Raw genomic sequence first — 14,598 nt, 5'->3', positions numbered from 1 at the left:
AAGTTAATCTATTTTCTTACTAACAGTTTAATCGATTCTGGGTCACCTTGATTAAATTCAATTTTAACCATGTATAAGCCATTGGTTAAAATTGTTATGGGTAACTCGTAAGAATCTGTTGCATTATTGTAAACATCACTCGGAACAAAAGTGTAGATTAATTTACCAGCTGCGTCATACAAACCAATTTTGGTGGTTAAAATACCTTCAGGATTTTCTACAAAAATATTTGCTGTAGTAGTCGCAGGGTTTGGTGCAATGGTCACATTTTGTTCAATAGCCGTTGGGTCATTTTCAATTACGATAATCTCTAACTCAGCCGTGTTTGTTAACCCTTCTGTATCTGTTACTGTTAGGGTAACGGTATATTCCCCTTCGTTTTGGAATACATAAATTGGATTTTCGTCATTTGAAGTGTCTCCAGTTCCAAAATCCCAGCTATAACTAGCAATTGCATCGTCATCAGAAGAACCTACAGAACTAAATGCTACCTCTAAAGGAGCTTCTCCAGAGATTGGTGTAGCCGTAGCCACTGCTTCTGGTGCTTGATTCATTGTTTCTTGCTCAACAGTAATGGTTACCGTTGCGGAATCTTCTAATCCTTCGGCATCGGTAACTGTAAGGGTGGCGGTGAATACGCCAACTGTTGTATAAGTATAGGCTGGGTTTTCCTCCGTTGAGGTTCCTGAGCCATCACCAAAGTCCCAAGTGTAAGAAACAATGGCCGTATCATCTGTAGAACCATCGGAACTAAAGCTTACTTCTAAAGGAGCATTACCTGTTAGTGGTGTTGCAGAAGCAATTGCCGAAGGTGCTTGATTACCTCCAGTATTTTCTGTAACTGAGATTTCAACTGTTGCGGTATCTGCTAAACCTTCTGCGTCTGTTACGGTTAAGGTAGCCGTGTAATTCCCTATTGTTGTATAGGTATAGGTTGGATTTTCTTCGGTTGAAGTTCCTGAGCCATCACCAAAGTCCCAAGTGTAGGAAACAATGGCTGTATCATCTGATGAGCCATCTGAACTAAAGCTTACTTCTAAAGGAGCATTACCTGTTAGTGGTGTTGCAGAAGCAATTGCCGAAGGTGCTTGATTGCCTCCAGTATTTTCTGTAACTGAGATTTCAACTGTTGCGGTGTCTTCTAAACCTTCTGCGTCTGTTACGGTTAAGGTAGCCGTGTAATTACCTATTGTAGTATAGGTATAGGTTGGGTTTTCTTCGGTTGAGGTTCCTGAGCCATCACCAAAGTCCCAAGTGTAGGAAACAATGGCTGTATCATCTGTAGAACCATCTGAACTAAAGCTTACTTCTAAAGGCGCATTACCTGATAGTGGTGTTGCAGAAGCATCTGCAACTGGAGCTTCATTTGGTGCATCTACTGTAATTAAAATAGATGCTGTATTTTGAAGTCCTTCGGCATCAGTTACTGTTAAGGTAGCTGTAAAATCACCTGATGTGGTATAGGTGTATGTTGGATTTTCTTCAGTGGAATTTCCGGTACCATCACCAAAATCCCAGGCAAAAGAAACAATACTTTTATCATCGGTTGAACCATCTGAACTAAATACCACTTCTAAAGGTGTAGTACCCGTTGTTGGTGTGGCATCAACTACAGCAGTAGGTGCTTGATTATCTGGTGTTTCTACAGTAATAGCAACAGTATCACTATTTTCTAAACCTTGAGCATCTGTTACCGTTAAGGTAGCTGTAAAATTACCAGAAGCAGTGTAGGTATGTGTTGGGTTTTCTATAGTAACTACCGATGAACCATCACCGAAGTCCCAAGCATACGATACTATACCAGCATCATCAGTTGAATTTGCAGCATTGAAATTAACTTCTAAAGGCACAATACCAGATACTGGTGTTGCTTCTGCAACCGCTATTGGAGCTTCATTAGCAGGGGTAACAGTAATTTCTATATTTGCAGTGTCTTCTAGGCCTTCAGCATCAGTAACTGTAAGTATGGCAGTAAATATGCCATCAGTTGCATACGTATACACCGGATTTTCTTCAGTAGAAGTACCGATTCCATCACCAAAATCCCAAGCGTAACTAACGATTCCATTGTCATCAGTTGAATTGGCTGCACTAAAACTTACTTCTAAAGGGGCTTGACCATTTAGAGGAGTTGCTGTGGCATCAGCAACAGGAGCTTCATTTGCCGCACTTACATTAATTTCAACGGTGGTAGAATTTTGTGCACCTTCAGTATCTTCTACGGTCAAGGTGACCGTAAAAATACCTTCATTGGTGAACGTATTGGTGGCTGTTTCACCTGTTGCTGTATTTCCGTCACCAAAGTCCCAACTATACGATGCAATAAGCCCATCGTCTGTTGTTCCTGATGCATCAAAATTAACTTCTAAAGGAGCAGTGCCAGATAGTGGGGTAGCAATAATATTTGCGGCAGGACTATCATTTAAGCCAACTAGAACAATTATAGTTATTTCACAGCCACTACTGCTTGTCATGGTATAGATTCCTTCATCAGATTCTTGTATATCACCAAGAATAAAGTCACCTGGGTTTAAAGGTTTTACAATTATACCTCCAGGATTTCTTACTTCAAATGAAATATCTGTACCATTATTTTGGTTAGGAAAAACACTTAATAAAATATCATCACCTATTGCGGTTCTAACTTCGTTTTCTCCAACCACGAAATTTCCCGAATCATTAATTTCGTATTCGGTTTGTAAATCAAGGGCTGTGCAATCTACAGTATTTACTATAACTTCGAGTTCTACTACACAACCTGCACCAGTGGTAAACGTGTACAGACCAGCATCATTAGTTGTAACGTTGGATAAATCTAGGTCAGAAGTATTAAAATCTTTTTGATTTCCATTAACTGATGTGCTATTAATACTAAATGGTATTTGGTCCGGCAGAATACTCAAGGTAATATTATTGCCTTCATCTAAGGTAACCTGAGTGGCACCAGATATGTATGGACCAAAACTGTTAATTTGATATTGTGTTTCTAAATCCAAGGAGGTGCAATCCGGATCACCAACATTAACGGTTAGTTCTGTTGAACAACCACTAGAAGTAGTAAAAATATAGGTTCCCGCATCATTTAAATCTATAGACTCTATAACCAAGTCTGCAGTGCCGTTAACTTTATTATTGTTGTTGGTGGAGTTGGATACTATACTAAATGGAACATTATTAGGTGTTACGCTTAATATAAGACGGTCACCCACATTTACATCAACAGATGATTGGCCAGGAACATATGTGCCTCCATTTATCTGGTATTCAGATTGCAAGGGGTAGGTAGCGCAGTCTATTTCATTTATAATAACTTCTAAGGTTTTTGAACAACCTTCAGCTGAAATAATCGTATAAATTCCAGAATCATTTAGGCTATCTACACTTTCTATTGTATAATTATCGCCAGTTGATATTCCATTAGGTAATTTGATAGTTAATGGATAGACTTCTGGATTAGTATTGCTATTCGGAGTTGCACTTATTATCAGCTTTGTGCCTTCATCAATTGTAATGGTTTCTGAACCACATGGGAATGCTGAATTAGGATTATCACACCAAACCCCATTTATTTGAAACTCAGCAAATATCTCGGTATCACCTGGGTCACAGCTTCCTAAAACTTCTAACTCAATGGCCGTTGGACAACCTTCTGGTGTTGTTAATACAAAAAATCCGTTGTTAGAAGAATCTAATAAACCATTACCACGGTCTGCATTATTCCAAGGTGCTAAAGAAACATTTACAAACGTATCAATTTGATAAGCACCTTCAGTTGTTAACTTATCTGTGTCGTTTACGGTATTAAAAGTTGGACCGTCATATTGAGAAGTTGTTATAAAATATTCACCATTAAAATCTTTAGCTCTTATAAAAATTTCATCACCTTCATTAGCTACAATTCTATTTGTTGTACTTGTTTGCCAATTTCCAGTGCCAATTTTATATTCAACTGTTAGGTAATTTCCTTCACAATTAGGGACCTCACTATTGTTAGTGGCTAAGCCCTCTTTAAATATATTAGCGATTTCTTCAGCTCCTAGGGCTACATTATAAATTTTAAAATCATCTATTCGACCATCAACTTCATCTGTGATTCCGCTTTCATTTCCCCATTCTTTGATTGGTAAAATCCTATTATTATCAATATTACCATCGTAAAAACCAGAAACTGTCATTTTACTAAAATCACTACCATCGGCAAGACCAGTTAAATTACCTGTGATACTGCCTTGGCCTATTTGTACCCCATTGGCATATAGTTTTAAAGTTTCACCATTGTAAACGCCTGCTATATGATTCCAACCGGCAAGTGGTGCATATCCTGAGTATACATTTACAAAACCGTTAGTAGTTTGAAAAGACCATTTGTAAAGTGAGTTGTGGAAACCAAAGAAATTGGTTGGATAGTCATGTGCAAATACGGCAACATTGGCAATTTTATTATTGTCTTCTGGTACAATAGCATCAATGTCTCTATAAACCCATGCACTCATAGTAACCTTATCTTGTAAAGTTTGAAATGAGCTGCTATTATCCATTTCAATAATAGAATTACTTTGAAATTCTTTACCATCAAATTCAATTGCGTTACCAAATAAACCCGAAACAAATTGATGGTCTACAGCAGCAACAGGATTACCATTATCGTCTCTTTGTACTATTGTACCATTATTATTGTTTCCAGAAGAATCTGCGACATTGATACCACTTGTTTCATCAAAATTTAGTTCTAAAACAAGATTTGGATTGTTCGCAATTGGTAAAGGCAGCGCATCACCAATTTTTAAAGTTTCTGCAATACTTGGTACCCCGTTGTTGTCTATCGCGAAAAGCATATAAAAACCAGGAGGTAAAATATTTCTATCTGGAATCGAAAGTGAGTGAGATGTATTACCAGAGCCTGTTAAAGAAATTCTTCTTTGCTCATTATTAGTTGAATGTGTTGCTGCTGAAAAGCGGATTAAGCTAAACTCTGATATATTAACGTCTGTGCTTAGCGAAAGTGTTGTATTGTAATCAACTACTATTTCACCATAAGTTCCTACTGAATTGCCTCCCGTAAAATTAGTTATTTCGGGTCTTGTAGCTAAATCGCCATTAGTATCAAATAAATAGGGCGGGCTATATATTTCAGCATTAAAATGGTTTTCACAATTAGGATTACTACCATCACAAAGACCTCCACCACCAACAAATACTCTAGCATCTGGCATCAAAATAGCTACACTATGATAGGTGCGCGCTTCTTGCATAGCACCAACAGTACTCCATTTGTTACCAGCAGGAGCTTCTGGATCGAACAATTCTGCTTCTAAAACTGCATAAGTATCGCTAAATAAAGCAGCAACGGTACTACCGCCTGTAACCAATACTTTACCGTCTGGTAAAACCGTACTATTATGATAGATACGTTCATAAGCCATATTTCCAGTAAAAGTTACATTTGGATTTTGACCATAAACAACTCCATTTAAATCAATTTCAAAAGAATTTGAACGAGCAAGGGTAGTTGTGTTAAAATCTACACCATATTGCGTAGCACCACCAATTTTTAAAATTTTTCCAGTATCATACATTACGGTGTTCCCTTTCATAGAATAACCGTCTGTTTCTCCAGCGTCTTGTCTAAAACCTGCATTTAACATTTCACCAACCAAATTCCCACTTGCGTCAGTAGCAAACGGGTCTATCCAATGCATTTCTTCACTCGGACCAGCATGAAAAATTTTGTTAGGAGCATCTGGAGCAGGCCATAACCAAACATGATTATCTGAACGATACACCCCTTGTTCTTCAGTTGCTAAATCATTACCAGTATAAATATCATCACCTTGAATTTCAGGGAGTGTAATCCAACCCGTTGTTGGTGACCAAATTTCTGCATCTTTTCCACCGTTGTTTGAAGCACCTTGACTCCATGATCCACCAACAGTAAATACATTACCATCACTCATGGTTACGTTACCTTGATAACCTCTTGGTATATTCATCTCTGATGCTACTGACCAGTAACCGGTAGAAGGATCAAAAATGCTTGTTTTTGAACTGCTAGTACCACCCGCAGAAAGTAACCTACCGTCTGGTAGATTATTGATACCTGGACAAAACATGTCATGATCGGTATTCATGGTAAATTCAGCACCATCAACACCACCTAAACCATTGTTTAAACGGTAATCAAAATATTGTGAAAATGTTGCTCCATCACCTGCTTCTATGAAGGTGTTTCTAAACTGCGATGACCAACATAATAGTCTGCCGTCTGGCAAGTTGGCTACTGCAACAGGAACGATACCCATGTTTATGGGATTACTCCATTCGCCTTCTACATTACTTTGGGCAGAAGTGAAATTAATTTGATTAAAAAATGTAAATAGTAGGAATAGGTAGTATAGTCCTTTTGTTCTCATAGCGTATTTATTAATTGGGGGCTATATGAAAGGCAAAAGTAATTTAATGTCGACTATTGGAAACCTTAAAACGTTTAATTAACAAAAATTGTCGGTGAATGACACCCTAAAAATTTTAGAATCTTCTAAACTCCTCTAGAAAAGAGAATTGTGGTCATCGTTTTAAAGATAATTCTAATGTCTAAGGATACCGATTTATTTTTAATGTAATACAAGTCATACTCCAATTTGCGAATAGAGTCTTGAAGATTTTCTCCATACTTGTATTTTACTTGTGCCCAGCCAGTTATACCCGGCTTAACGAGATGTCTTACGTTATAGAAAGGAGTGACTTCATTTAGTTTATCAACAAAAACTTTTCGTTCTGGCCTAGGGCCTATGAATACCATATCTCCTCTAATAACTGATAATATTTGAGGTAATTCATCAATTCTAAATTTTCGAAGTATTTTGCCAAAAGCAGTTATTCTAGCGTCATTTTTCTTTGCCATTTGTGCACCTTTAGATTCGGCATCGACAACCATAGACCTAAACTTAAAAATCTTGTATTCTTTACCATATTTACCAACCCGTAATTGAGTATAAAATAATGGACCACGATTAAAGAATAAATTAAGAATAAAAACAAAGGGAACAACCGAGAAAAAAATAGCTCCTGTAACAATACTTAAGATAAGATTAAAATTAAAACTTACGATACTTTGTATATATCTAATCTTTGTATTTTTTAATTGTAGTATTTCATAAATACTGTCGTTATGAGACGTTATTGGAAGCGCTTCATAGACAGTTTCATAAAAAGAAGTATAGGTAATTACCTCATTACCAGATAAAATAGTGTTCACCAAGTTTCTTTCTAAGCTCTCTGAAAAATTATCATAATTTCTAGTGTTAATAATCCAAGAATCAACGTTATGCAGTTCATTTAAATCTTTACCATTGCTTGATATTTCATCAAGATTCATTACATATTCAACCACATTATAGTAGGTTTTTTTATCTATTCCGTTAATGAGTTCAATATTGTTTTGTATACTATCTGATGTGGATTCGTCATACAGGTAAAGAACGTTTTTTGTCGTAGGAACAAATTTGAATATGTAATTAAATAATTCTCTCCAGATTAAAATTTGGAGTGGGAAAAAGAACATAAATATTAAAAGATGTATTCTCCAATACGCAAAATCAAATAAAATGGTGGTAATAATTATCAGTAGAATTGCAAAACCAAACGTTACGCTCGCACTTCTAACCCTTGGTACAATTTTAGAATCAGTTATCTTTTCAATATTGTAATGATCTAAAACATACCCCATCATAGCATAAGACAAAAATCCTAAGAAAAAGATGGTTAATTCCGTCTCTTGACTTCCTCTACCTTGATAATCAATAGCATTGTAAACAAAGTTCTTTAAAGAAAATCCTGCGATTACGAAGTCTCCAAGTATTAAAATTGACTTTCTTTCTAAAGTGCTTAAAATGGATTTTTTTGGCATTATTTAATTATTTCAAATGTAGAAACGTGTAATTCGCCTATCTATTTTGTCTGTTTAAAGATTATGATAGTTTAAAATTTCTAGGTGATATTTTGAATTCTTCTTCAAAGAACTGATATTTTATTTTGTTCAACGAAAATTATATAGAAATAAGTGCGTTATAGTGTTGACTAATTTAATTTTGTTTTCAAAGTTCTGAAAATGTCTCAACCTACTAAAAAACGAATTATACCAGAACGGCTTTTCCCAATCGGTTTAATTTTTATTATTGATATTGTATTAACTGGTATATCCTTTGCTTTGTCTTATTGGATTTGCGCAAAAATTTTTCCAGAAATAAATGAACATAACTTAATTATTCAATTACCTATCGTAATTGCAATAAGTTCGTTAATATTCTTACTTATTGGAATTTATAGAGGATTAGTACGTTTTGATAAGTTAAAGGAGGTTTACAGCATTTTTAATGCTATTTGTCTTGCAAACATTCTTACTATAATTTTCGCGGTTGTAAATGCTAAGCTAAATTTTGAAGAAAATTTTTCAATTCCTCTTTCCATTATATTAGTTCATTCAGTGGTTAGTTTTGGAGCTTTGTTACTAGCCCGACAGCTCTATAAAAGCGTATTAATAGGTGTAAAAGATTGGTTTGTTGTTTCTTCAAATTCACTACTATTGCACGATTTGGATAGCAATTCTTCAGAGTTTCAAAAAGTTGTAAACTCACTTAAAGAAGCTAATAAAAATGTTATTGATTCAATTTCCTTATCCGAAGATTTAAAAAAATTAGTAACTCCTTCTTTCTTGGAAGACAATGTAATTGATGATATACTTATTCAAGTTTCTTTTGATAATCAAAAACAGTTTTTTTCTAGTCTCGAACAAATTTCAAAATTATCAAAACCAGTTTTTTTAGTTGGTAAAAAAGAAGGTAAGTCTGGAAAGCAAGTTTATTTAGAAGAAATAAAGCTGGAAACTATTTTAGCACCACAATTAAATATTGAAAACTCTACAAATAGTATTAAAAAAGGTCTTAGTGCTAAGAAAATTTTAGTTACGGGCGCAGGTGGTTCTATTGCGACACAGTTTATTCAAAATCTTGCTAATTTAGGAATAGAGAGTAATTTGTTGCTTTTAGATAATTCTGAGTCAGCATTAAATCATATTACAACATATTGTGAAGGAATTTCGAAGTTTGAATTTGTATCTAAACTCGGAGACGTCAAGGACTCTAAATTGCTCAAAGGAATTTTTAAAAGTTACAAACCTGATATTGTTTTACACACGGCAGGTAATAACAATCCTGATGTTCTTGATAACAATATTATTAATGTTTTAAAAGAAAATGTGTTTGCAACTAAACAATTGGCTGATTTAGCACTTGACAACAATGTTGATAGCTTTTTGTTTTGTTCTAGTATTTCAGCCGAATTACCCGGTACAACAATTGAAGTTAGTAAACGCTTATCAGAAATATATTTAGATACTTTAAATGAACTTTCAAAAAAGAACATTTTTACTTCTATACGTTTTAATAAGGTATTTGATTCTGAAAATTCATTTGTTAGTTATATAAAATGGCAGTTAGAGTCGGGGAGGAGTATAGATTTAAGTAGTTACGAACTGTCTAAAATTTTTACTAATAGACAAGACGTTGCAAACACGTTGATTTATTGTGCTTCTAGTGCTAAGAATTTAGGTGGCATTGTAAATTCCAATTTGGGAATGGAGATTAACACAGAATTATTGATTAACCTAATCAAAATCTATTCTGGTGAAGAATACAATCAGTTTAATTTTAAATCCAAAAAGAAGAAAGCACAGTTCATGAATGAAAATTATTCAAGCTCACTTGAAAATAAAGTATTTCAAAAGCCTCCAATTGAAAAAGTGGTAATTTCAAATACTAAATCTCCTGAAGAAATTCAGCAAATAATTGAGAGTTTATGTTTAAATATAGTACTAAATACAGAGAGTTATAATGAAATTTTTAAATTGATACAGGAATTTAAACCTGGACAATGGCAGAATCTTTATAACTTGCGAACTAAAAATGTAAACCAAGGAGGAATTATTCCACTTAGATAATTACCTTACTCTTTCGAGATATTCATACTTCAAAATAAAAAACACATCATCTCAAATGTCAGATAATAAAAACATTGATCTTGATTTAAATGGTATAGTAAAATTACTTTTAAAAAAGTGGTATTGGTTTGCGCTATCACTATTTGTTTTCCTAGCACTTGCTAAGATTTACAATAGGTATGCCACCCCAAAATATTCAATTAAAGGACAAATTCAAATACTCGAAGAAAAAGGAGCTTCTCCTGAATTGGCAGTTTTTACAGAATTAGATTTTTTAGGAGGAAAACAAAATGCAGTTGAGGATGAAATTTCAGTTCTATCTAGTAGATCTAATTTTTTAGAAGTAGCAAAAAATTTAAAACTAAATGTTAATTTTAAAGTAATTGGAGATGTTAAAGAAAGTGAAGTTTATGTTGATACTCCTATCAGTGTAAATTTATTAGAAGCAGATTCAATTATTTATGATTCTGAGTTTTCTTTTTACGTAAACTTAAATTCTGATAATAGTTTTGGTTACAGTGAAGATGAGAATAATGACTTTACTAAAATGGCATTTGGGAAAACAATTAAGACAAAAATTGGTGAAATAATTGTAACTCCTAATCTAGACTATTTTAACGAATATAAAAATCAAGTAATAAAAGTATCTATACTTCCTTTAGCTAAGGTTGCACAATATTATAAAGAAGCAGTAAAAATTGGCACAATAGAAGAAGATTCTAAAGTAATAAATCTAGTTTTAGAAGAAGCAGTTCCTCAAAAGGCAATTAACATTTTAAATGAATTAATTAGGGTCTACAACGCAAATGCAATAAATGATAAAAAAGAAATTGCAGACAAAACGTTCACCTTTATTAATGATAGAATAAATGATATTGCCTCTAATCTTTCTAATGTAGACCAAAGTGCTCAAGAATTTATGACGAGAAGAGGTATTACTAATATTGCCTCTCAGGCAGATGTAAATATCAATTTAGGAGCAGCTACGCAACAAGAACTGCAAAATGCACAAACACAATTGGCGGTAGCTTCATCTATGAAAAATATGGTTGATAACCAAGGTGGGTATGATGTTTTGCCATCAAATATTGGTTTAAATGATGCTTCTATTGCAAATACAACTTCAAAATACAATCAATTAGTTCAGGAACGTAATAGATTGTTAAAAAGCTCGAACGAAAAGAACCCAATGATTGTCAATATTGATGAACAACTTAGCGGTTTAAAAAGAAGCTTACAGTCTAGTTTAAATAATATAGAGAATAATTTAACCCTACAGGTTAATAATTTAGGTAGTAGACAATCTAGTATACAGTCTCGAATCTATTCAGCTCCAACAAATCAAAGAGCGTTAAGAGATATAACTAGAAAGCAGGAAACAACAGAGTCACTATACTTGTATTTATTACAAAAACGGGAAGAATCTCAGGTTGCCTTAGCTTCTGCTTCACCTAAATCAAAGGTAATTGATGCTGCTTATTTAGAAAGCAAAGATCCCATATCACCTAACAGATTAAAAATTTATCTGGCTAGTTGTATTGTTGGGTTTTTATTACCATTTAGTGTTTTATACCTACAACACAATTTAGATAACAAAATTCATAATAAATCTACTTTAGAACAAAGAGTAACAGATTACCCTATACTGGCCGAGCTGCCCAAGTTAAATGGTAAATCTAGAAAAATTGTGGGTCAAGATGATAGGTCTGTACTTGGTGAATCACTCAGGATATTGAGAACCAATCTTGATTATCTAATTAAATCTAAGACTGGAAAACACAATAATGTTGTATTGATTACATCTAGTGTTTCAGGAGAAGGTAAGACTTTTTTATCTACCAACTTAGCTAAAATTCTTGCAACGGCTGGTAAACGTGTTCTTTTAGTTGGTGCTGACATTAGAAACCCTAAAATGTATCAATATTTTAACGAAAGTTCGTCTAGTAAAAAAAGTTCGTCAAAATCAAAGGATTATGAATACGGTTTGTCAGAATATCTTCAAGACACGTCTTTAGAATTGAGTGATTTAGTCAATAAAATAAACATTGATGAAGCAAAATTAGATGTGATTTATTCTGGAAAAATCTTACCTAACCCTTCTGAGCTTTTAATGCGAGATAGGTTACGTGCTCTACTTTCTCAAGTTTCAGATTTATATGATTACGTATTATTAGATACAGCACCGTTGATGCTAGTTACGGATACGTTATTAATTTCACCTTATGTAAATCATACCATTTATGTAACAAGAGCAGGTGTTTCTGAAACTAGCGTTGTAGATTATCCAATACGACTACAAAGAGAAGGTAAGATTAATGGCTTAGCATTTGTAGTTAACGATGTTAAAAACTCTAATCTTGGTTATGCAGGTAAATATGGTTACGGTTACGGTGCTAAACCTAAAAAGTGGTATCAAGTGTTTGGATAATTGTGTTTTACTGTTCTAAATATTTTTTAAAATAGTTGATTAACACCAGGTAGACAATACCCATAATCAAAATCATTATAAAAACAACAAGTAACTGTACACTTAACTCTTTGTTGTAGAGTGCTAATGCTACTACTCCAAAAGCAAATTGTAGTAGCGCATAAATTATTGAAATCTTTAAATGCGGAATTTCAACCTCATTAGCTAATTGTTCATAAATATGCTCTCTATGTGGTTTAAGAATATTCTTTTTCTCTAGGAGTCTTTTAATTACGGTGCCACCAGTATCTGTTAAATACACTATTACAAATAATATAAGTACTGGTGCTTCTAAGGCTATAATTAAATAGCTAATTAAAAAGAAAATAGTTAAACCCATTACCATACTCCCTACATCTCCAGAAAAAAACAAAGCCCTTTTTCTAAAATTGTAATAACCAAAAACAATTAAACTTAAAATTAGGGTGTAAATAAGCGTTTCATCAATAATTTTTTCTACGCTGTTTAGTATCTGAATTAAGCTTATGACAGATAAGCTGTAAAGACCTAACATACCATTAATACCATCAATAAAGTTGAAAAAATTAATAGCTACAACACCAACAAATACTAAGGCTATAATTACTACTATTGGAATTGAGACGGTATTATTTATCTCAAATAATGTAAAAAAAATAGCTATAAATTGAATAGGTAATCGTTGTTTTACAGATAAACTTTTTAAGTCATCAATAAAACTAATAATGGCTAAAAAAAAAGCACTTGATATAAAATATGGATAGTTGAAAAACGAAATCCCAAAATAGAGTAACAACCCCAAAATAAATAAAATTCCACCGCCCCTTGTAATTATTGTGGTGTGTGAACTTCTTTCATTCGGAATGTCTACTATGTTATACTTTTTTGCTAAAACAATATAGATTCTTGAAAAAAGTATTAGAAGAAGAAAAACTAAAGGATAGGTAAATAGATTATTGGTCAACAATTGCTCTTTGATTTTTATTGAGCAAAAGTAACAGGTCTTGGTAAATATTTAAATGTTTTTGGATAACCTGATTTACATCAAATTCTTGTTCTGCTTTTAGACGAGACGCTTTACCCATTTCTTTACGTAATTCTGGGTTGTCTATAAGTTTTGCTAAAGCCTCAGCTAGATGTTCACCAGATTTAACAGGAACTAGAAAACCGTTAACGCCATCTTCAACACATTCTCTACAGCCAACGGTATCGCAAGTAACAATTGGTTTACCCATAGCAGAAGCCTCAATTAATGCCTTTGGTAAACCTTCTCTGTAAGATGGTAAGGCTACAATATCACTTTCAGCGAAGGTTTGAATCATATTCTTTGAAAAGCCTATCCAATTTACATAATCACTTTGGTCTGACCATTCATTTAAGAAATCTTCAGAAACACCAGCTCTATTATCTAAGTCTGCCATACCAGCTAATACAAACTGCACTTTATGCTGATATTGCTTTTTTAAAATTTCTGAGGCTATTTTTAGTTCCCGTATTCCTTTATCATACAACATTCTGGCAGGAAAGAGAATTTTAACTCTATCACTTTCTTCTCTTTCTAAGGGTTGATATTCTTTTAAATCAACACCAGAACCTTTGATAAAGTAAACCCTATTTTGAGGATAAACTGATCCTAAGCTCGCAAGCTCATTATGGTCATCTTTATTTTGAAAAATAAACGCCAAGTTTTCTCGCTTAAAACCATATTTCATAAACGACAACATCGCTCTTTGAACTAAAGCACTCTTTAAATTTTGACCAGTGAATACATAACCTAAACCACTTACAGCATTTAAAACGGTAGGTTTTTTTAAAAGCTTAGCCATTAATGAGCCATATATTACAGGCTTTAAAGAAACATGGTGAATAACGTCAGCTGGAAAATCTTTATATAAAAAATAGAAATTTTTTATAAGCTTTAGTTCTTTTAAGGGATTGGTTCCCGAACGTTCAAAAGGAAAATTAATGAATTTTGCTCCTGTAGCTTCAATTTCATTTTTACGACCAGAATCTTCACAGGCAACAGTAACATCCCATCCTGCGTTTACAGCAGCTTCTATAATTTTGATACGATGGGAAATAACATACCAATCTACGTTTGCAACAAAAAGTAGTTTCATTGGTTAAAAATCAGGCATTAATTTACCTTGAGTATTAG

General features: G+C 33.6%; 6 protein-coding genes. 2 read left to right on the top strand and 4 right to left on the bottom strand.

Annotated elements, in window-relative coordinates; all coding sequences use genetic code 11:
* Positions 1 to 8: 8 nt before the first annotated feature.
* On the bottom strand, positions 9 to 6,410 hold the full coding sequence (locus tag H5V42_RS15360; RefSeq protein ID WP_185783633.1) for a PKD domain-containing protein: 6,402 nt from the start codon (positions 6,408 to 6,410) through the stop codon (positions 9 to 11).
* 125 nt (positions 6,411 to 6,535) lie between these two features.
* Positions 6,536 to 7,906: a sugar transferase gene (locus tag H5V42_RS13100; RefSeq protein WP_185783632.1), complete on the bottom strand. Its 1,371-nt coding sequence runs from the start codon at positions 7,904 to 7,906 to the stop codon at positions 6,536 to 6,538.
* 201 nt (positions 7,907 to 8,107) lie between these two features.
* On the opposite strand from H5V42_RS13100, the gene H5V42_RS13095 reads away from it, so the two are divergent.
* Entirely contained in the window at positions 8,108 to 9,994 is a 1,887-nt protein-coding gene (locus H5V42_RS13095) for a polysaccharide biosynthesis protein (RefSeq protein ID WP_185783631.1), read from the top strand.
* Between the two features lie 55 nt (positions 9,995 to 10,049).
* On the top strand, positions 10,050 to 12,422 hold the full coding sequence (locus H5V42_RS13090) for a GumC family protein (RefSeq protein WP_185783630.1): 2,373 nt from the start codon (positions 10,050 to 10,052) through the stop codon (positions 12,420 to 12,422).
* 7 nt (positions 12,423 to 12,429) lie between these two features.
* Here H5V42_RS13090 and H5V42_RS13085 read toward each other — a convergent pair whose 3' ends face one another.
* Positions 12,430 to 13,404 carry a UDP-GlcNAc--UDP-phosphate GlcNAc-1-phosphate transferase gene (locus tag H5V42_RS13085; protein WP_185783629.1) on the bottom strand — a complete coding sequence of 325 codons (975 nt, stop codon included), beginning with the start codon at positions 13,402 to 13,404 and terminating at the stop codon, positions 12,430 to 12,432.
* Positions 13,394 to 14,560, bottom strand: coding sequence for a glycosyltransferase family 4 protein (locus H5V42_RS13080; protein ID WP_185783628.1), 1,167 nt, complete (start codon positions 14,558 to 14,560; stop codon positions 13,394 to 13,396). Before H5V42_RS13080 ends, H5V42_RS13085 begins: the two co-directional genes overlap by 11 nt.
* Between the last annotated feature and the right edge of the window lie 38 nt (positions 14,561 to 14,598).

It is taken from the genome of Croceivirga lutea (assembly GCF_014235875.1).
Classification (GTDB): domain Bacteria; phylum Bacteroidota; class Bacteroidia; order Flavobacteriales; family Flavobacteriaceae; genus Croceivirga; species Croceivirga lutea.
This window is presented reverse-complemented; position numbering and strand designations above follow the sequence as displayed.

Bases quoted from the DNA above. Each gene is read 5' to 3' on its own strand.
- H5V42_RS15360 (WP_185783633.1), bottom strand. From the start codon at position 6,410: ATGAGAACAAAAGGACTATACTACCTATTCCTACTATTTACATTTTTT.
- H5V42_RS13100 (WP_185783632.1), bottom strand. From the start codon at position 7,906: ATGCCAAAAAAATCCATTTTAAGCACTTTAGAAAGAAAGTCAATTTTA.
- H5V42_RS13095 (WP_185783631.1), top strand. From the start codon at position 8,108: ATGTCTCAACCTACTAAAAAACGAATTATACCAGAACGGCTTTTCCCA.
- H5V42_RS13090 (WP_185783630.1), top strand. From the start codon at position 10,050: ATGTCAGATAATAAAAACATTGATCTTGATTTAAATGGTATAGTAAAA.
- H5V42_RS13080 (WP_185783628.1), bottom strand. From the start codon at position 14,560: ATGAAACTACTTTTTGTTGCAAACGTAGATTGGTATGTTATTTCCCAT.